Here is a 19120-nt window from a genome sequence, read left to right as displayed (position 1 = left end):
CAGGAGATCATCATGGCTTCATCCACGACCTCAAATACGCCGCAGCCTGCATCACGCGGCGGCCTGCAGTTAGGTCGCATCTGGGACAACTTCGGCATGCTGGTGGTATTTGCACTGCTGTTTATTGTCTGTGCGATCTTTGTGCCGAACTTCGGCTCATTTATCAATATGAAAGGCCTGGGCCTGGCGATGTCGATGTCCGGCATGGTCGCCTGCGGCATGCTCTTCTGTCTGGCTTCCGGCGATTTTGATCTCTCGGTCGCCTCGGTGATCGCCTGCGCAGGGGTGGTTACCGCGGTGGTGATCAACATGACCGAAAGCCTGTGGATTGGCGTTGCCGCCGGTCTGGTGCTCGGCATGATCACCGGCTTTATCAACGGTTTTGTGATTGCCCGTCTTAAAATCAATGCGCTGATCACCACGCTGGCCACCATGCAGATCGTGCGCGGTCTGGCCTACATCTTCTCTGACGGCAAGGCGGTCGGCATTGAAGATGAGCGCTTCTTTGAACTGGGCTTTGCGAACTGGTTTGGCGTGCCGGCCCCGATCTGGCTGACCCTGGCCACGATGCTGATCTTCGGCTTCCTGCTCAACAAAACCACCTTTGGTCGCAACACCCTGGCGATCGGTGGCAATGAAGAGGCGGCGCGGCTGGCGGGTGTGCCGGTAGTGCGGACCCGCATCATCATCTTTGTTCTCTCCGGCCTGGTGTCGGCGGCGGCGGGCATCATCCTGGCGTCGCGTATGACCAGCGGCCAGCCCATGACCTCCATCGGCTATGAGCTGGTGGTGATCTCCGCCTGTGTTCTGGGTGGCGTATCGCTGAAGGGCGGCATCGGTAAAATTTCCTACGTGGTGGCGGGCGTCCTGATCCTCGGCACCGTTGAGAATGCGATGAATTTACTGAATATCTCGCCATTCTCACAGTATGTGGTGCGCGGTCTGATACTGTTAGCTGCGGTGATATTCGACCGTTACAAACAGAAAAAAGCCTGATTGCGCGAGCCGTTGGCCCGCAGACGCTGACGCCTCTGCGGGCTATCTGAACAATAACAGACTGAGTGAGGACGCTATGTATCACCGTGAATTACCGGCCGGGCAGCAAAACCCCCTGTTGCCCGGCTATTCATTCAATGCCTGGCTGGTGGCAGGGCTGACGCCCATCACCGCAGAAGGACCGCTCGACTTCTTTATCGATCGCCCGCACGGCATGAAAGGTTACATTCTGAATCTCACCATTAAAGGAAAAGGGCGGGTGTTTGATGGCGAGCGGGCCTTTGACTGCGAGCCCGGCGAAATGCTGCTGTTTCAGCCTAAGACCGCCCACTATTATGGCCGCGCACCGGACAGCCCGCAGTGGTTCCATCGCTGGGTTTACTTCCGTCCTCGCGCCTACTGGCACGACTGGCTGCGCTGGCAGGATGAGCAGGAGGGCGTCGGCCGCCTGCTGCTGCCGGAATCGCTGCGCGGTGAGTTCGACCGCCTGTTTGCCAGTATCGAACAGACACATAACTCCGGCCGCCGCTTTGCTGAAGAGCTGGCGATGAACCTGCTGGAACGGCTGCTGCTGCGTGCGGTAGAAGAAGATCCGCGCAGCCATCAGTTAATCCGCGATCCGCGCGTCATTGAAGCCTGCCAGTATGTCACCAACCATCTCGCCAGCGAGGTCAGGATAGAGGAGGTGGCGCGCCACGTCTGTCTGTCACCGTCGCGGCTGGCGCACCTGTTCCGCGAGCAGATGGGCGTTAACCTGCTGCGCTGGCGTGAAGATCAGCGGGTCATCCGTGCAAAACTGCTGCTGCAGACCACTCAGGAGCCCATTGCTTCGGTCGGCCGTGAAGTGGGCTATGACGACCAGCTTTACTTCTCCCGGGTATTCCGCAAGCGGGTCGGCGTCAGTCCCAGCGATTTCCGCCGCCGCAATCAGGATGCACACGACAGTCTGGCCGCCCAGACCGCCTGGCCGCTGGCCCGAAGTGCTATCTCTTAGTTTTTTCGGGGAATTCCGCCTTGTTCTCACCTGGTTAATGGTCTTAAATCATTCAGGTTAGCGACAACGAGGAACCAAAATGAGCGATAAATTACGTGTTGGTCTGATCGGCTACGGCTTTGCCAGTAAAACGTTTCACGCCCCGCTGATCGCGGGAACACCGGACGTTGAGCTGGCCGCCATCTCCAGTAGCGACGCCAGCAAAGTCCACGCCGACTGGCCCGCCGTTCAGGTCGTGTCCGATCCTCAGGCACTGCTGGACGACCCGACCCTGCAGTTAATTGTGATTCCTACCCCGAACGACACACATTTTCCACTGGCGAAAGCGGCGCTGAATGCCGGTAAGCATGTCGTCGTCGATAAGCCTTTTACCGTGACGTTGTCACAGGCGCGCGAGCTGGATGCGCTGGCTAAAGCCAAAGGGCTGCTGCTTTCCGTGTTCCACAACCGCCGCTGGGACAGCGACTTTCTGACGCTGAAATCCCTGCTGGAGGCAGGCACGCTGGGCGAGGTGCGCTACTTCGAGTCACACTTTGACCGCTTCCGTCTTGAAGTGCGCAACCGCTGGCGCGAAATGAAAGGCGCAGGCAGCGGCATCTGGTATGACCTGGGGCCGCATCTGCTGGATCAGGCGCTGCAGCTGTTTGGTCCGCCGGTCGCCATCAACGTTGACCTGGCGGAGATGCGTCCGGGCGCGCAGACCACAGACTATTTCCACGCCACGCTGACCTATCCGCAGCGTCGGGTGGTGTTACACGCCAGCATGCTGGTGGCAGCGGAATCCGCCCGCTACACCGTTCACGGCACGCGCGGCAGTTACATCAAATATGGTCTGGACCCGCAGGAAGATCGTCTGAAGTCGGGGAACTTCCCGCCACAGGAGGATTGGGGCTACGACATGCGCGATGGCACCCTGACGCTGGTCGAGGGCGATGCTCTGACGGAAACCACTCAGCTGACTCAGCCGGGTAATTATCCGGCCTATTATGCGGCCATCCGGGATGCGATTGCCGGACGCGGAAACAATCCGGTCACCGCGGAAGAGGCGATTCAGGTGATGGAGTTGATCGAACTGGGTCTGCAATCCGCCGAGAAGCGCCAGACGATGTCGCTGAAGCGCGTCTGATTCGCAGCGTGTGACGCAGCACTGAAAACGGGCCGGATTACCGGCCCGTTTTTTATGGCTTACAGGCAGATTACTGCACGCGGGCGCGGATGGCCGCTTTCTCTGCTTCGCTGAGAAACGCAATCGTCAGACCGTTTTCCTGTGCCTGACGGATCTGTGCGGCGCTCAGTCCCGCTGCCGGGGCGGCATGATGATACTCGTGGGCGAGTTCAATCCCCTGAACCGCCGGGTCATCGGTGTTGATGGTCGCCAGAATGCCATGCTCCAGGAACGTCTTCAGCGGATGCTGTGCCAGTGACGACACGGTGCTGGTCTGAATATTGGAGGTCAGGCAGGATTCAATGCCGATATGATGCTCCGCGAGGAAATCCATCAGCGCGCGATCTTCAATGGCTTTCACGCCGTGGCCGATACGCTCCGCGCCCAGCTCCCGAATCGCCTGCCAGATGCTCTCCGGGCCGGCCGCTTCACCGGCATGCACCGTGACGCGGAAACCGGCGTCGCGCGCCTGATTAAAGTGGCTCAGAAACTCACTGCCCGGGAAGCCCAGCTCATCACCCGCCAGATCGACCGCCGTGATGTGATCGCGATGGGCCAGCAGACCATCCAGTTCACTCAGGCAGGCCTCTTCGCCAAAGGTACGGCTCATGATGCCAATCAGGCGCACATCAACATCATGCTGCTGACGGCCTGCACGCACGCCGTCGATCACCGCTTCAACCACGCCGGCAATCGGCAGATTGTGGGTCATCGCCATATAGCCTGGCGAGAAGCGCAGTTCCGCATAATGAATGCCTGCACGGGCCGCATCTTCCACATTCTCCTGCGCAATCCGGCGGCAGGCATCCAGGTCGCCCAGCACTTTCACGCCCCAGTCGAGCTTTTGCAGAAAGCTCACCAGATCGGGTTCATTCTCGCCAACCTGCACATGCGGGCGCAGGGTCTCCAGCGTTGAGGCGGGCAGGGCAAGGTTAAACTGGCGGCCTAAATCGAGAATGGTTTGTGCACGAATGTTGCCATCAAGGTGGCGATGAATGTCAGTCAGAGGAATTTTAGAATCGATCATGGCGCACTCGCTGAGTTGTCGGTGAAGTGCAGAGCATTATAAAAATATCTTGCGCAACCACGCCAGTTATTTGCGCAACAGCGGCACCGGATGCTGCTTAATTACGCACTACCGGCGTTAAACAGGGGGGCCGCGGCCTTCAGGCATAAAAAAGGCGACCCGAAGGTCGCCTCAGAGGGGCTCAGAAAATTACTGTGGCATCCCTTCGCTGGTTGGCATGCCCAGCATATAGCGGGAGAGGAACTGTTCCAGCGTCATCTTATCGCCGTTCATGTTCACCTGGCCGTTAGCGTACTGCAGGCTGGTCACGATATTGTTATCCTGCTGCTGCGTAAGACGGAACATCTGCCCCATGGCTGCCAGACCTTTCACCTGCTGATCGGCCAGCTTCTGCGCGTCATCCGCCTGATAACCTTCGGCCAGACCGACTTTATGCATGGTTTCAGTCGCCATTGGCATATTGATGGTCAGCTTGCTGTCCAGGGTTTTCAGCACCCGATCCACCATCGCGCTGAGACTCTGCGCTTCGCCGGTCACGGTCGACGGATCGTTGAAATTCGCCGTCAGGTTAAAGGTGCTCTCGCCTTTATCATTTTTCCAGCTCAGTGGCGCGATGCTGACAGAGGGCGAGCCCTTCAGCAGCAGGGGCAGATTGCTCATCAGAATCTGATGGACGCCCGCCTGATAACGCATCGGGTCCTCGGTAATCCCCGGCTGATTCAGCAACGTCTGCATCTGCGCATTGTAACGATCGGAGAAGGCTTTCACCGCCTGCGCATCAAACTGTGACAGCTTCATCTTCAGCGCCGCCTGACCAAAGTCCTGCTTCTGGAGCTGCACGCTTTCCACTTTATAGTCGATATTGCCGCCAATCTTGCCGTTGCTGTTATCGAAAGAGGAGCTGCCTTTCATCCTGTGAAGCGTCAGAGCGTCCTGACCGTTGATGCTGGCATTGACCTTCTCAATATCCACCGCCTGGTCACCGATCCGCACGCCTTCCGGGCTGAGGTGCGTATTCCCGCTCAGTTTCAGTCCATTGACGGTAAACAGAACCGGCTGGCCCATCTCATTTTTAGTGGTCAGTGCCAGGCTATCGACGTCACTGTCCAGCGAGACTTTATTGCCTTTGTTGTCCGCGCTGACATTAAAGGTTCCGCCATTGGTCGCCAGACGCTCACCGGTTTGTGCATTCTGATAATCCACGGGCAGTATGCGCAGCGCCGTGTCGGTGGCACCGCTGTAGCCAATGCGGGTGTCTGCATTAATCAGCGACTTATTGCCGGTCAGCTCAAACAGCTTCTTCACCGCATCGGTGTTAGCCAGTTCGGTATGCACCGACGCCATGCTCGGGATCAGGTTGAAGTGCTTCAGCTGAGCGAACGGGAAGGGGCCATGGTCGATGGTTTCATTCAGGATAACGCTCTGACCCGGCTTCAGCAGGGGATTATCTTCCGTCTGCGAGTCAGCCTGCACCACCAGGTTTACTTTGCTGCTGAACACGCCGCGCTGGTAATCCTGATAGCTGATCTTCAGTCGGCTGTTTGGGGCATAAGCATTCAGCTGAGCATTGGCATTCTGTACCAGCTCATCCCTGTGACTTTCGATTTGCTTGCCGGTGAACCATGCCGCGCCTGTCCAGATCACGCCCAGTGCGATGATGACACCTACGGCAACATTGGTCTTTTTCATTGCTGATTCGTCCTTATCCTTGAGTCCGCTTATGCCGCAGGTTAACCCCGACGACCGAAGAAAAACGCCCGCAGGCGTTTAGCGCTAATAGATTGAAATAATAGCAGTTAACCGCGATGCCGTCAGCCGCTTCACCCCAACTCGTTAAATACCCGCGCCAGCCGGCCCGTTCCGGCGACCGTAACCGGCGATTCGCTGGCCGCAATAAAGCATGATTCGCCCGGCTTCAGGGTCAGCTGCTGCGCCTCGCTGGCGATCACGGCCTGACCTTCAATACAGAACAGCACCGCGGCGCTCTGCTGGGCCAGCGGCTGCGGTTCTGCATTCAGGGTATGAATGGCAAAGGCAAAATCTTCCACCGGGATTGGGAAGCGCAGCGCGTTACCCTGCTGGACCGGCTGGGTCAGTAGCGCGCTGGCAGGCTTCTCCTCAAATTTCAGGTTCGCCATCAGCTCAGCAATATCAATATATTTCGGGGTCAACCCGGCGCGTAAAACGTTATCCGAGTTCGCCATCACCTCCAGCGCCACGCCGTTAAGATAGGCATGCGGAGTTTCGGCATAGAGGAACATCGCTTCGCCCGGCTGCAGGGTAATCACATTCAGCAGCAACGGGGAAAACAGTCCGCTGTCGTCCGGGTATTCCGCCGCGATAACGCGGATGGTCTGCCAGGGCTCACCCTGTTGAGCATCAAGTGCGGATTTCAGCACGCCCAGCGCCAGCGATTTGGCGTCCCCCTCCAGAGAGAGCAGCGTCCGGAAGAGGGTGGCCAGCGTCTCCCTGTCGGGATGCTGCAGGAAATGGGCAATCTGCGGATGTGCGCCCGCCACAGGCTCCAGCAGGGAAACCATCTCCGTCATCGGACGAAAAGCGTTCATCGCCTGAAACGGGGTCAGCGCATAGACCAGCTCCGGCTTATGGTTAGCATCCTTGTAATTGCGCTCGGCGGCCGTCAGTGGAATACCCGCCGCGTTCTCACGGGCAAAACCCGCTTCCGCGACGTGTTTGCTGGGATGAACCTGAATGGAGAGCGGCAGGTCGGCGCACAGCACCTTGAACAGGAAGGGTAACTCACCAAAACGCTGTGCCACCGCCTCGCCCAGCATAGCGTCAGGCGCAGCATCAATCACGTCGCGCAGCGAACGTTCGCGGCCCTGATCCATGACGGCAGAGGGGCTTTTCGGGTGTGCACCCATCCAGAGTTCCGCCATCGGCAGACCCTCAGGATTCGCGATACCGTAGAGCGCCGTCAGCGCCGTTTTACTGCCCCACGCGTAATTCTGCAGCGAGTTGTTCATTTTTTGCATCGTTTAACCCTTTCTCACGCGAAATGATTGCCGGTATTAAAGCAGAAACCGCCGGTAAAAATACATATCCAGCGCAAAAGGACGCTAAGCTCTGATAATGTTAAATTATTGTGTATTACTATCCTGAACGCCCCGGTGCCAGACGCGAAGCGCGACCGGGCGGTCATTTTTAAAACCAAAGCTAAGGAGACGTATTCATGGCAGCCAACCGCATTGAGAAAGATTCAATGGGTCCCATCGACGTACCGGCAGACAAACTGTGGGGCGCGCAGACGCAGCGCTCGCTGGAACACTTTCGCATCTCAACAGAAAAGATGCCGACGGCACTGGTTCATGCTCTGGCGCTGACCAAGCGCGCCGCGGCGAGCGTTAACCGGGATCTGGGGCTGCTGCCTGCTGACCGCGCAGACGCGATTGTCAGCGCGGCAGATGAGGTACTGGCTGACAAACATGGTGATGAGTTCCCGCTGGCAATCTGGCAGACCGGGTCCGGCACCCAGACCAATATGAACATGAATGAAGTGCTGGCGAATCGCGCCAGTGAGATCCTCGGCGGGGAGCGGGGGATGTCGCGTCTGGTCCATCCCAATGATGATGTGAACAAGAGCCAGAGCTCCAACGACGTTTTCCCGACCGCCATGCACGTTGCCGCCGTGATCGCCCTGCGCGAACAGCTGATCCCACAGATCCACGTGCTCAAAGCTACCCTGAGCCAGAAGTCCGACGCCTTCAAAGATATCGTTAAGATTGGCCGTACCCATCTGCAGGATGCCACGCCGCTGACCCTGGGGCAGGAGATCTCTGGCTGGGTAGCGATGCTGGAGCACAACCTGAAGCATATCGAGCAGAGTATTCCGCACGTGGCAGAACTGGCGCTGGGCGGAACCGCCGTCGGCACCGGGCTCAACACGCACCCGGAATATGCGGTGCGCGTGGCGAAGGCGCTGGCCGAACTGACGCAGCAGCCGTTTGTTACGGCCCCTAACAAGTTCGAGGCACTGGCCACCTGTGATGCGCTGGTGCATGCGCACGGCGCGCTGAAAGGTCTGGCCGCGTCCCTGATGAAAATCGCCAACGACGTTCGCTGGCTCTCATCCGGCCCGCGCTGCGGCATCGGGGAAATTGCCATTCCGGAAAATGAACCTGGCAGCTCAATTATGCCGGGCAAAGTGAACCCGACGCAGTGTGAAGCGATGACCATGCTCTGCTGTCAGGTGATGGGGAATGACGTCGCGATCAACATGGGCGGCGCATCCGGTAACTTCGAGCTGAACGTTTTCCGTCCAATGGTTATCCATAACTTCCTGCAGTCGATTCGCCTGCTGGCGGATGGCATGGACAGCTTCAACCATCACTGTGCGATCGGCATTGAACCGGTGCGCGAGCGAATCGATCAGCTGCTCAACGAGTCACTGATGCTGGTGACCGCGCTCAATACCCATATCGGGTATGACAAAGCGGCCGAAATTGCCAAAAAGGCGCATAAAGAGGGGCTGACCCTGAAAGGCTCAGCGCTGAAGCTCGGCTATCTCACCGAAGAGGAGTTTGACGCCTGGGTGCGGCCGGAAGAGATGGTTGGCAGCATGAAGTCGTAACGTGATGCGCGATGAGGCCGGTTCGTTCCGGCCTCTCTGTTAAACCGGGCAGTCAACCCAGAGGTGCAGCCGGGGGATCAGCAGATTGAGCGGCTCAGCGGCCGGTTTATGACGATAGGTAATGTTATCGGCGTCATAGTTGAGCAACTCGCCCAGTACCGGAACCTGACTGCGATCGCGGCAGATCACCAGAATCGGTGACGGGCAGGCCAGCTGAGTCTGCTTTTTCTCCTCTGCGCGCCAGACGCGCGCCACCGGCTGGACTTTAACCGGACGCTTGATCTTCAGGCGGGCTGAAGCGGGCAGGGCGCGCACGCTGGCCAGCTCCTCCTGCACTTTCTCCGCCCACTGTTCGCGCGACCACGGAGCCTGCGCGCGTCCCGCCTTCAGGCTTTTTTCCAGCTGGGCAATGACCTCTTCGCGCTTAAGATTTTTGATGATGTGTTTGTTGGCCCAGCCAAACCGCAGACTGTCCGGGGCGCTGAGCAGGGTGATGGTGCGATAGGCATTCAGGGTAATCAGCCCGCGCAGATGCTGGTGAACGAACTCGAATCGCGCTTCACTCGGCAGGCCGGACTCCACCGTAATCAGCTGCTCCAGCCGGGCTTTCAGCTGGTTAATGAGATCGACCAGCGCGCCGATCTCCGCTTCCCGTTCTGCATCGCATTCAATGCAGAGGGCACCGGGCAGACGCACGGCGGCCTTGGTACTCAGTTGCTCTGACTGATGCTGCATAAAGAGGCGGCAGTAGTGGTCGAGCGCCATCTTCCGCGCGCTGTCGCCCAGATGCTGCTCAACGGCAATGCGGGTTATCGCGTCATGCTCGCGACCTTTCACCACCGGCGGCAGGCTGAAAACGCGGGCGATCAGCAGCGGCTGCGCTTCAATCTGCTCCCGCAGTTCACCCAGCGCCTGCTCCAGGTCGTTAACACATTGATGCATATCAGCCACTAAGTCGTAGCGCGTCATGATGAGCCTCCATAGTTACAACGTCCACAATGTGGCAGAAGCCTGCGGCAGTTGCAAGTACCTTATAGTTACAACATACTATAAATCTGTTATGCAAAAACGTGCAGGCTGCCGGTCACCAGGTCAGAAGTGCGTGATACATGCAGGCTGCCTGCGGAACATGATATAAAACGGTTTGCCTGCTAACGAAGAGAGTCTATGTGAATCAGAACATTAAACCGGGCATCGCCGCCATTTTTACCCTGGGCTGTGTACAGATACTTTCCTGGGGAGGATCGTTCTACCTGATGGCGGTGATGGCGAATCCCATCGCAGCTGAGACGGGCTGGTCCCAGCAGTGGATTTATGGTGCGCTGTCGCTCGGGATTCTGGTGTCGGGCCTGCTGTCACCGCTGGCAGGCAGAATAATAGCCCGTACCGGTGGCCGTCTTCTGCTGGCACTCAGTGGGCTGGTGATGGCGGTGGGGCTGGTCATCATGGCGCTCAGCCACGCGTTGCCACTGTTTCTGTTTGCCTGGGTCATTATCGGCGTGGGTATGGCGATGGGCCTGTATGATGCACTGTTTGCCACGCTGGGCACCTGCTATGGCGGTCAGGCTCGGGCTGCCATCACCGGGATCACGCTGATTTCCGGTTTCTGCACCACGCTGGCCTGGCCGGGAACGGCTCTGCTTATCCACGGTTTTGGCTGGCGTGACGCCTCGCTGATCGTTGCTGTGCTGATGGTGGCATGCGTGCTGCCTGCTTATCTGTTTGCCTTGCCTGCTGGTCATCTCACCCGGTCATTAAAAAAGCGTCCGGCACAGCCGGCCACGACAGAGATCGCGCCAGCGCTGTTCTGGCTGCTCTGCGCCATTTTTACCCTGGCTTCGGTGATCATGACCGCCGTTTCAGTGCAGCTTATTACGCTGTTGCAGGCGAGTGGTCACACGCTGGCTTCGGCGCTGGCGATCAGCGCCGTAATCGGCCCGTGTCAGGTGGGCTCCCGTATTGTCGATGTCGCTTTTAAACGCAGCCATCCTATCCGTACCGCCTTTTTTTCTGTCGGGCTGGTGGCGCTGGGCCTGCTGTTGCTGGCATTAATGCCGCAGATGGCGCTGATGAGTATGGTGCTTTATGGCGCAGGAAATGGCCTACGTGCCATCGTGCGTGGAACTTTACCGCTGGCGATGGTCAAACCAGAGTCTTACGCCATCGTGATGGGTAAAATGGCGCGCCCGGCATTGATGGGGCAGGCACTGACGCCGCTGATTGGCGGATATGTCTTTGAAAGTATGGGCGCTACGGCGACGCTGTGGTTGCTTTGCGGCCTGGCAATCTTTAACGTGGTACTGGTGATAGCGCTGAAGCAGCAATTATCGGCGGCATCGACCCGTTCTGCGTGAAGGCGTCCGGCTCCAGATTCCGCCGGAACAGGGCAGTGAACAGGCTAAGCAGCTTGTGCTATCGGGCCTCTGCCTTTGGTGAATACGTGCCTTGTGACTGCCGGTTTGCTTCAAAAAAGCAACAGTGTTTGTTATATTTATTGCTCATTGATTGTTCATTTATGCGGCAATAAAACAAGAAGATGCACCGCAACTCAGGATAAATAAATGCTTGATTACCGCTTCCCGACAGCTTTGCAAATGGTTCTGAGCGTAGCGATGGCGGAGCAAATGGGAAAACGCTCTACCAGCGCGATTCTGGCCTACGGGCTGGAAGCGAATCCCAGTTTCATACGAAAATTGATGGTCCCGCTGACCCGTGATGGCATTATCGTCTCCACGCTGGGACGTACCGGCTCGATTCATCTGGGCCGTCCGGCTGCGGAGATTACCCTCAAGGATATCTATGTCTCCGTCATTGAGGATAAAAAAATCTGGGCTGCGCGTCCCGACGTCGCTCCGCGCTGTCTGGTCAGTGCTAACCTCTGCTGGTACTTTAAATCGATAGCCGATGAAGCCGAGCAGGCGTCACTGGATGTGCTGGCAAAACGCACCGTTGCCGATGCGCTGAATGAGCTGAAAAAGCGCGATACCAGCAACTGCACCGCTGTACCGGAACCTGAACCCGAAGAGATTGACGATCTCTGCAAAAAGAGCCGCTGATGAGCGGCTTTTTTTATGCCAGTAAATAGTGATGCCTGCCTCAAAAACACTTAAAGCTGATAGCTCTCTGCCTGACACCGTTCTTCACGATCAATAATTTAAGGTTATGAAAATTATGAAATATTATTTTTACCCGTCATCCGAAATCATTTATGAATAGTTTTATGTCAATATGTTTTCTGACTTTGGTTGGATCTGAAACCTGAAAGATCGATACAATCTGGCTGTGTATCTAATGGTCAAATGAGGTTTCATTATGGATGATGGCATAAAAATCATGATGTCCCCGGTTCAGCTCACCGCTGTTATTTCGGATAAAACGGTAACTGAAGGAGAAACGCTCAGTAACCGATTGTATGGTGGGCTGAATCTTGCATTAGGAACGCTGGAATTAACCGGAGCAACCGCGCTGTGTATCGCGCCAGATCCATCTGGATTGACAAAAGCGGCATGTGTTGTTGTTGGTGCACACAGCCTTGATAGTATTAATGCGGCTGCTAATCAGATACTGACTGGCAGAAATACGCGTACAGCAACTTTCCAGGTTGCATCAGCGACGGCTCAAAAGCTTGGCGCTGATGATAAAACTGCAATGAATATAGGTTTAACTGTAGATATTTCTGTACCTATGGCGTTTGCGTTTGCTGCCGGCGCAGCACGCGTCGCCTCTGTCCGATTCGGTAAGTTAAAGCTGGCGGAGCATGAAGCCGTCAGAGGTATTAAGGCTGGCGGACATACTATCGCTAAGCATGTAAACATTCCTGAAGCAGATTTACTCGCACGTCTTGCACGAAGTCCAAAGACACCTCTTGCGAGCTCGTTTGTTAATATAGAGCAAGCAGAACGATTCATCAGCGCTGGCTTGAAAGCGAACCGCTGGAAGATCATGTATTGGGCTGCAGCCAAAAGCGAAAGCATACTGGAATTAACCTGGCAGGCCCGGACCGTAGTCGGTTATGGTTTCAGGCAGAGTAGTACAACCCGTCTGGAAGCTTATGCTGTCAGGATTGTTTTGCACCGTAAAATGTTTAACGGCAAACCCTATTATCTTCTGACTGCATATCCGTCCTTTTGAGGCTATCAATGAATACAAGCTATAAAAATATTGGAACCCTCATTCGGGTGTTTTTTGGTCAGGATTATGATTTGTTTGGGGAAACGGTCGAAGAAGTGCTGGACAGTTATTTAGAAACTGAGAACCCAAAAACAGCGGAAAAAGTATGTCTGGAGGCAGAGTATTTGCTGTCGCTGAATGAACAATCACTTACTGAGACGTTTGAATCCATCAGCCAGGGAGAGTTCAATCCTGAACCCTGGGGAGAAACCGAACGAAGCTTCCTGGAAAAGATAAAAAATTATCTGAGTGCAAGACTTCAACGTTAAAGGTAAACGGCGTTTCATGACGTTAACCGGAGCTTTTGCCTGGTATCAGGGCAGCGTTGATTCGTGTGGCAGTGCTGCACTGGTCTGTGAATGACGGACAAAAAAGGGGCGATCATCCGATCGCCCCTTTTTACGTTGAGGGTTTACGCCGTCACGGTTTCGGCATCACCTGACCGGCGCGTCACCAGCTTACGCAGGGCGACGTAGAACACCGGGGTCAGGAACAGGCCGAACAGCGTCACGCCGAGCATCCCGGAGAAGACGGTAATACCGGTCACGCCGCGCACCTCTGCGCCCGCGCCTTCACCCAGAATCAGCGGCACCGTACCGGCGATAAAGGCGATGGAGGTCATCACAATCGGACGCAGACGCAGACGACAGGCTTCCAGCGCCGCCTCTACAATGCCTTTGCCCTGAATCTCCAGCTCGCGCGCAAACTCGACGATCAGTATCGCGTTCTTACAGGCCAGCCCCATCAGCACCACCAGTCCGACCTGAACAAACACGTTGTTATCTCCACCGGTCAGCCAGACGCCAAACAGGGCAGAGAGCAGGGTCATCGGCACAATCAGAATCACCGCCAGCGGCAGCGTCCAGCTCTCATACAGCGCGGCCAGCACCAGGAAGGCCAGCAGCACCGCCATCGGGAAGACAATCAGTGCGGTATTGCCCTGCGTTGACTGCTGATAACTCAGGTCGGTCCACTCGATGTTCATGCCGTTCGGTAACAGCTGACCGGACATCGTTTCCAGCTGACGCATCGCCTGCGCTGAAGAGAGCACGCGCGGATCGGCATCGCCAATCAGATCGGCCGCCGGGTAGCCGTTGTAGCGGATCACCGGATCGGGGCCGTAGGTGGTGGTGATGTTGACCATGCTCCCAATCGGCACCATCTCTCCGCGGTCATTGCGGGTGCGCAGGTTGGCGATATCCTCGACGCTGTCGCGGAATTCGCCGTCGGCCTGCGCCATCACCCGCCAGGTGCGGCCAAAGCGGTTAAAGTCATTCACGTAAGAGGAGCCGAGATAGGTCTGCAGCGTGCTGAACAGCGCCGTCAGTGACACCCCCTGCGCTTTGGCTTTATCCCGATCCACCTGCACATCCAGCTGAGGCACATTGGCCTGATAGGAGGAGATAGGGAAGTGCATCCCCGGCGTCTGCATGATGCTGCCCGACAGCGTATTAATCGCCGTCTGCAACGCACCGTAACCCAGACCCGCGCGGTCCTGCACATAGAGCGAATAGCCTGAGCCCTGACCCAGCCCCAGAATCGGCGGTGGCATAATCGAGAAGCCAAAGCCCTGCTGGATTTGGGCAATCTTCGCATTGATCTCCGCGTTAATCTCCGCCGCGGTGTGCTTACGCTCGCTGAACGGTTTCAGGCCGAAGAACACCGTGCCGCTGTTCGGCGTATTGGTGAACTGCAGGGCATTCAGGCCGGGGAACGCCACCGCATAGGCGACGCCTTCGGTCTGCATCCCGATTTCGCTCATCTTACGGATCACTTCATCGGTGCGCGCCAGCGAGGAGCCTTCCGGCATCTTCACGCCACCAATCAGGTAGAGCTTATCCTGAGTCGGAATAAAGCCGCCCGGCACGGTGTGGAACATAAATCCGGCACCGGCCAGCAGCAGCAGGTAAACCGCGAACACCGCGCCACGCCGACGCAGCGTCCGGCCAACCAGCGACTCATAGCCATGTGCGCTGCGCTGAAAGAAGCGGTTGAAGGGCCGGAACAGCCAGCCAAACAGCGCATCAATCATCCGCGTCAGCCGGTCTTTCGGCGCGTGGTGATCTTTCAGCAGCATCGCCGCCAGCGCCGGAGAGAGCGTCAGGGAGTTAATGGCGGAGATGACCGTGGAGATCGCGATAGTGGTAGCGAACTGCTTATAGAACTGTCCGGTCACGCCGGAGAGGAACGCCATCGGCACAAATACGGCACAGAGCACCAGCGCAATGGCGATAATCGGGCCGGAGACCTCACGCATCGCCTGATGGGCTGCCGCGCGCGGCGACAGGCCCATCTCGATGTTACGCTCAACGTTCTCCACCACCACAATGGCGTCATCCACCACGATCCCGATCGCCAGCACCAGCCCGAACAGGCTCAGGGTATTGAGCGAGAAGCCGAGCAGATAGAGCACGCTGAATGTTCCGACCACCGACACCGGCACCGCCAGCAGGGGAATGATGGAGGCGCGCCAGGTCTGCAGGAACAGAATGACGACCAGCACCACCAGGATCACCGCTTCCAGCAGGGTCTGCACTACCGCTTTGATCGAGTCACGAACAAACACCGTCGGATCGTAAGGAGCCGCCCATTTCACATCATTGGGGAAACGGGTTGCCAGCTCATCCATTTTGGCGCGCACCGCATTGGAGAGATCGATGGCGTTGGCACCCGGAGCCTGGAAAATACCGATGCCGACCGCATCTTTGTTGTTCAGCTGTGAGCGCAGGGCGTAACTGCCGGACCCCATCTCAATACGCGCCACATCACGCAGGCGCACCAGCGAACCATCTTCTGAGGTTTTCAGGATAATGTCGCCAAACTGCTGTTCGCTCTCCAGCCGTCCCTGCGTGTTGATCGACAGCAGAAAATCGCTCTGCTTTTTCAGCGGCTCGGCGCCGAGCTGACCGGCAGAAACCTGCACGTTCTGCTCCTGCATCGCGGTCACTACGTCTGAGGCGGTTAAGCCCCGCGCCGCCACCTTGTTCGGGTCCAGCCAGACGCGCATCGCATATTCGCCCGCGCCAAAAATCTGGATCTGACCGACGCCCGGCAGACGCGCCAGCTCATCTTTCACCTTCAGGGTGGCGTAGTTACGCAGGTAGAGTGAATCGTAGGTATTGTTGGGTGAGAACATGTGGACGACCAGCGTCAGGGTCGGCGACATCTTCTGGGTGGTGACACCCAGACGCCGCACATCTTCCGGCAGACGCGCTTCAGCCTGCGCGACGCGGTTCTGCACCTGAACCTGCGCCTGATCGGGATCGGTGCCGGGACGGAAGGTGACGGTCGTCACCAGCACGCCGTCAGAACCGGCCACAGATTTCATGTACATCATATTTTCGACGCCGTTGATCGCCTCTTCCAGCGGCGTCGCCACGGAATCTGCAATTACTTTCGGGTTAGCGCCGGGATACTCGGCGCGCACCTGCACGCTGGGTGGCACCACGTCGGGATATTCGCTGATCGGCAGCAGCGGGATAGCAATCACCCCGGTCACGAAGATCAGGATTGACAGCACCGCCGCAAAAATAGGCCGGTCGATAAAAAAGCGGGAAAAGTCCATAGCGGCCTCGAATTAGTGAGCGGCTGCCGCACGCATGGCGACCTGCTGAGCAGTGACCGGCATGCCGGGCATAAACACTTTCTGCAGTCCGGCGACGATCACCCGGTCGCCCGATTGCAGACCCGCTTTGACGATGCGCAGACCTTCCACCATCGCGCCGGGCTGAATATCGCGCCGCTGAGCTTTGCCTTCCCCATCCACCACGTAGACATATTTGCGATCCTGGTCGGTCAGCACCGCCTTATCATCGATCAGCATGGCCTCGAACTGCGCGCTGCCTGGCAGACGCACGCGGGCAAACAGACCGGGCGTAAACTGACGCGCCTGATTGTCGAGCAGGGCGCGCATACGAATGGTGCCGGTGCTGGCGGTCAGCTGGTTATCCAGGAAATCGACCTTGCCCTGATGCGGAAAACCCTGATCGCCGACCAGCGCAATCTCAACCGGCAGCGCATGACGCTGCTGGCCCTGACGCGCCATCGCCTGATAGTGAAGGAAGGTGTTTTCATCGACGTCGAAATAGACATACATCTGCTGCTGCGATACCAGCGTGGTCAATACACTGGCGCTGTCACCGGCGGTCACCAGATTGCCGGGGGTGATCATGGCGCGGCTGGCGCGACCGTCAATCGGCGCGGTGACGCGGGTAAAGTCCAGGTTCAGCTGCGCCATATCGACAGCGGCTTCGGCGGCCAGTACATCCGCCTGCGCCTGACTGGCGGCAGCGCGACGCTGTTCCCACACCTCACGCGAAATCGCCTGGGTGCCAATCAGCTTCTCGCTGCGACCCGATTCGCTGCGCGCCAGACTCGCCTGGCTGCGCGCCCGGGCCAGCTCCGCCCGGGCCTGTTCCAGCGCCGCACGGTAACTGCGGTCGTCGATGGTGAAGAGCACCTGACCTTTTTTAACCTCATCCCCTTCGCGATAGTTCACTGACTCGATGTAGCCAGAGACGCGCGGACGCAGCTGTACGCTCTGCACCGCTTCAACGCGACCATTAAAGTTGTCCCACTGGCTCACCGGCTTGATGAGCACCGGCGCGGCGCTCACTTCAGGCGGTGGCGGCGGGGCGTTCTGCGCCACACCCTTATCACAGCCGCTAAGCAGGCTGATAAATATGACCATCCCTGACAGGGTCAACCCCTGACGAACCCGGTTCGTAATCATTGTTGTTATTCCGCGATAAATAGAAAAGACGACCTGCAGGCCAATATTTGCAACTTTTAAGATTGCAATTAATCGCAGGGAGTGTAGGCTTGCGTCGCGGGCAACTGCAAGAATAACAGATACACTTTATGTGCGGTTTAGTGCGGGGCGATGAAAGCCTGAGCAATCCGGGAAAAAACCCTGAAAAAAGTGCGGCATTTAATGTACCAATAAAACTTGCATTAAATGGCATAGTCAGCCACCCTTAAGTGTAACTGCAACTGATACTAATACTTTTCGCTACAGCGACAGGAGAGACTGGAATGATGAGTGACGCCTTTATTCACGATTTAATCGACTGGATTGATAACAACATCGAAGCACGTCTGGATCTGGATACCGTTTCAGAGCGCGCGGGCTACTCCAAGTGGCACCTGCAGCGCATGTTCAAAGAGCACACCGGCTATCCACTGGGTGAGTACATCCGGGTGAAGAAGCTGAAAAAGTCTGCCGATCGCCTGACCAGCACCGATGAACCGATTTTGAACGTCGCGATTTCTTTGGGCTTTGACTCTCAGCAGTCTTTCAACCGCAGCTTTAAACGCCAGTATGGTGTGGCACCGGGTGCATGGCGTCGTCACAGCGGTGATTCGCACGCTGCATAACTTCGCCAGGGCCAGCCTGTCTGGCCCGCGCTTTCCTCCGGGCGCAAAACTGGTATCATCTGCATCCTGTCGTCACGGATGCCATCATGTCAAAAAAACTCTGGATTGGACTTTTCTTTGTCCTCGCGGCCTGCTTTTACGGCCTTAAACCTTATCTCAACACCGTTTCTGTGCCGGCTCAGGCCGATATCGCCACCCTGACCGATGCCCACACCGTGGCGCGCTGGGTGCTGCAGCATCAGCAGTTACCGGACTACTACCTGACCAAAAACGAAGCGCGGCAACGCGGCTGGAATCCGGCCAAAGGTAACCTGTGTGAGGTTCTTCCTGGCAGGGCCATCGGCGGTGACCGTTTTGCTAACCGCGAAAAGCGGCTGCCCCCGCGTGCGGGTCGCCAGTGGTATGAAGCGGATGTGAATTACCGCTGCGGACATCGCGACGCCGATCGTCTGGTCTACTCCTCTGACGGGCTGGTGTTTCTCTCCACCGATCACTACCGCAGCTTCAGACAGGTGCCCTGATGCTTGAACTGAACTTTGATCTGCGCGAACTCACCACGCGCGCGGCTTTTTATCGCGAGTTTGCCGGGCAGAGCGGCTGTCCGCCGACCTTTGGTCATAACCTGGATGCGTTGTGGGACTGGCTGACGGGCGGCATGGCGCTGCCTGCCACACTGCGGTTGCAGCATTACGCGGCGCATCAGGCTGATTTAGCGCCGGTGCTGGCGCTGCTGGAAGAGGCGGCGCAGTCGCTGGAAGGCGAACTGCACCTGATCGTGGAGTAAGCCGGCAACGGTTTTTT

General features: G+C 57.3%; 17 protein-coding genes. 11 read left to right on the top strand and 6 right to left on the bottom strand.

Annotation, left to right across the window (positions count from 1 at the left end):
* The first annotated feature begins 12 nt into the window (after positions 1–12).
* The 3 genes from araH (at position 13) to F3I47_RS01795 (ending at position 3116) form a co-directional block, all read left to right on the top strand.
* On the top strand, positions 13–996 hold the full coding sequence (gene araH, locus F3I47_RS01805; RefSeq protein WP_009090322.1) for an L-arabinose ABC transporter permease AraH: 984 nt from the start codon (positions 13–15) through the stop codon (positions 994–996).
* A 76-nt stretch (positions 997–1072) separates the two neighbouring features.
* A complete protein-coding gene (gene araC / locus F3I47_RS01800; protein ID WP_009090320.1) occupies positions 1073–1990 on the top strand; it encodes an arabinose operon transcriptional regulator AraC in 918 nt (305 codons plus the stop codon).
* Positions 1991–2069: 79 nt separating this feature from the next.
* Positions 2070–3116, top strand: a complete 1047-nt coding sequence (locus F3I47_RS01795) for an oxidoreductase (protein WP_150029618.1) — start codon at positions 2070–2072, stop codon at positions 3114–3116.
* A gap of 70 nt (positions 3117–3186) precedes the next feature.
* Here F3I47_RS01795 and add read toward each other — a convergent pair whose 3' ends face one another.
* From add to manA, 3 genes are all read right to left on the bottom strand, one after another.
* Complete coding sequence (gene add / locus F3I47_RS01790) at positions 3187–4182, bottom strand: adenosine deaminase (RefSeq protein ID WP_046101778.1); 996 nt, start codon at positions 4180–4182, stop codon at positions 3187–3189.
* 189 nt (positions 4183–4371) lie between these two features.
* Positions 4372–5871 (bottom strand): YdgA family protein, encoded by a 1500-nt coding sequence (locus F3I47_RS01785; RefSeq protein WP_150029617.1) that lies wholly within the window; start codon positions 5869–5871, stop codon positions 4372–4374.
* A gap of 131 nt (positions 5872–6002) precedes the next feature.
* Entirely contained in the window at positions 6003–7178 is a 1176-nt protein-coding gene (gene manA / locus F3I47_RS01780) for a mannose-6-phosphate isomerase (protein ID WP_150029616.1), read from the bottom strand.
* A gap of 197 nt (positions 7179–7375) precedes the next feature.
* On the opposite strand from manA, the gene fumC reads away from it, so the two are divergent.
* Entirely contained in the window at positions 7376–8773 is a 1398-nt protein-coding gene (gene fumC, locus F3I47_RS01775) for a class II fumarate hydratase (RefSeq protein WP_009090312.1), read from the top strand.
* Between the two features lie 39 nt (positions 8774–8812).
* Here the strand turns inward: fumC and tus are convergent, their stop codons facing one another.
* Entirely contained in the window at positions 8813–9742 is a 930-nt protein-coding gene (tus, locus tag F3I47_RS01770; protein WP_009090311.1) for a DNA replication terminus site-binding protein, read from the bottom strand.
* A 200-nt stretch (positions 9743–9942) separates the two neighbouring features.
* Between tus and F3I47_RS01765 the strand changes: the two genes are divergently transcribed.
* The 4 genes from F3I47_RS01765 (at position 9943) to F3I47_RS01750 (ending at position 13212) form a co-directional block, all read left to right on the top strand.
* Entirely contained in the window at positions 9943–11127 is a 1185-nt protein-coding gene (locus F3I47_RS01765; protein ID WP_150029615.1) for an MFS transporter, read from the top strand.
* Positions 11128–11334: 207 nt separating this feature from the next.
* On the top strand, positions 11335–11829 hold the full coding sequence (locus F3I47_RS01760) for an Rrf2 family transcriptional regulator (protein ID WP_046101782.1): 495 nt from the start codon (positions 11335–11337) through the stop codon (positions 11827–11829).
* Positions 11830–12085: 256 nt separating this feature from the next.
* Entirely contained in the window at positions 12086–12904 is an 819-nt protein-coding gene (locus F3I47_RS01755; protein WP_140925282.1) for an RNase A-like domain-containing protein, read from the top strand.
* 8 nt (positions 12905–12912) lie between these two features.
* The gene (locus tag F3I47_RS01750; protein ID WP_111208458.1) at positions 12913–13212 is read left to right on the top strand and encodes a contact-dependent growth inhibition system immunity protein; all 300 of its coding nucleotides are present in this window, start codon (positions 12913–12915) and stop codon (positions 13210–13212) included.
* A 143-nt stretch (positions 13213–13355) separates the two neighbouring features.
* Here F3I47_RS01750 and oqxB read toward each other — a convergent pair whose 3' ends face one another.
* Together oqxB and F3I47_RS01740 are read right to left on the bottom strand one after the other, a co-directional pair.
* Positions 13356–16508, bottom strand: a complete 3153-nt coding sequence (gene oqxB, locus F3I47_RS01745; RefSeq protein ID WP_150029614.1) for a multidrug efflux RND transporter permease subunit OqxB — start codon at positions 16506–16508, stop codon at positions 13356–13358.
* 12 nt (positions 16509–16520) lie between these two features.
* The gene (locus tag F3I47_RS01740) at positions 16521–17675 is read right to left on the bottom strand and encodes an efflux RND transporter periplasmic adaptor subunit (protein WP_150029613.1); all 1155 of its coding nucleotides are present in this window, start codon (positions 17673–17675) and stop codon (positions 16521–16523) included.
* A 302-nt stretch (positions 17676–17977) separates the two neighbouring features.
* Between F3I47_RS01740 and F3I47_RS01735 the strand changes: the two genes are divergently transcribed.
* From F3I47_RS01735 to F3I47_RS01725, 3 genes are all read left to right on the top strand, one after another.
* Entirely contained in the window at positions 17978–18319 is a 342-nt protein-coding gene (locus F3I47_RS01735; RefSeq protein ID WP_009090299.1) for a helix-turn-helix domain-containing protein, read from the top strand.
* A gap of 86 nt (positions 18320–18405) precedes the next feature.
* Entirely contained in the window at positions 18406–18840 is a 435-nt protein-coding gene (locus F3I47_RS01730) for a ribonuclease domain-containing protein (RefSeq protein ID WP_150029612.1), read from the top strand.
* Positions 18840–19103 (top strand): barstar family protein, encoded by a 264-nt coding sequence (locus tag F3I47_RS01725; protein WP_009090295.1) that lies wholly within the window; start codon positions 18840–18842, stop codon positions 19101–19103. Before F3I47_RS01730 ends, F3I47_RS01725 begins: the two co-directional genes overlap by 1 nt.
* Positions 19104–19120 lie beyond the last annotated feature (17 nt).

The organism is Pantoea sp. M_10, assembly GCF_008631515.1.
GTDB classification, from domain to species: Bacteria; Pseudomonadota; Gammaproteobacteria; order Enterobacterales; family Enterobacteriaceae; genus Pantoea; species Pantoea anthophila.
This window is presented reverse-complemented; position numbering and strand designations above follow the sequence as displayed.

Excerpts from the sequence above, each read along its gene's own strand:
- F3I47_RS01795 (WP_150029618.1), top strand. The coding sequence starts at position 2,070 with ATGAGCGATAAATTACGTGTTGGTCTGATCGGCTACGGCTTTGCCAGT.
- manA (WP_150029616.1), bottom strand. The coding sequence starts at position 7,178 with ATGCAAAAAATGAACAACTCGCTGCAGAATTACGCGTGGGGCAGTAAA.
- F3I47_RS01725 (WP_009090295.1), top strand. The coding sequence starts at position 18,840 with ATGCTTGAACTGAACTTTGATCTGCGCGAACTCACCACGCGCGCGGCT.
- F3I47_RS01755 (WP_140925282.1), top strand. The coding sequence starts at position 12,086 with ATGGATGATGGCATAAAAATCATGATGTCCCCGGTTCAGCTCACCGCT.
- F3I47_RS01730 (WP_150029612.1), top strand. The coding sequence starts at position 18,406 with ATGTCAAAAAAACTCTGGATTGGACTTTTCTTTGTCCTCGCGGCCTGC.
- F3I47_RS01750 (WP_111208458.1), top strand. The coding sequence starts at position 12,913 with ATGAATACAAGCTATAAAAATATTGGAACCCTCATTCGGGTGTTTTTT.
- F3I47_RS01760 (WP_046101782.1), top strand. The coding sequence starts at position 11,335 with ATGCTTGATTACCGCTTCCCGACAGCTTTGCAAATGGTTCTGAGCGTA.
- araC (WP_009090320.1), top strand. The coding sequence starts at position 1,073 with ATGTATCACCGTGAATTACCGGCCGGGCAGCAAAACCCCCTGTTGCCC.
- add (WP_046101778.1), bottom strand. The coding sequence starts at position 4,182 with ATGATCGATTCTAAAATTCCTCTGACTGACATTCATCGCCACCTTGAT.
- tus (WP_009090311.1), bottom strand. The coding sequence starts at position 9,742 with ATGACGCGCTACGACTTAGTGGCTGATATGCATCAATGTGTTAACGAC.
- F3I47_RS01785 (WP_150029617.1), bottom strand. The coding sequence starts at position 5,871 with ATGAAAAAGACCAATGTTGCCGTAGGTGTCATCATCGCACTGGGCGTG.
- F3I47_RS01740 (WP_150029613.1), bottom strand. The coding sequence starts at position 17,675 with ATGATTACGAACCGGGTTCGTCAGGGGTTGACCCTGTCAGGGATGGTC.
- F3I47_RS01735 (WP_009090299.1), top strand. The coding sequence starts at position 17,978 with ATGATGAGTGACGCCTTTATTCACGATTTAATCGACTGGATTGATAAC.
- fumC (WP_009090312.1), top strand. The coding sequence starts at position 7,376 with ATGGCAGCCAACCGCATTGAGAAAGATTCAATGGGTCCCATCGACGTA.
- oqxB (WP_150029614.1), bottom strand. The coding sequence starts at position 16,508 with ATGGACTTTTCCCGCTTTTTTATCGACCGGCCTATTTTTGCGGCGGTG.
- araH (WP_009090322.1), top strand. The coding sequence starts at position 13 with ATGGCTTCATCCACGACCTCAAATACGCCGCAGCCTGCATCACGCGGC.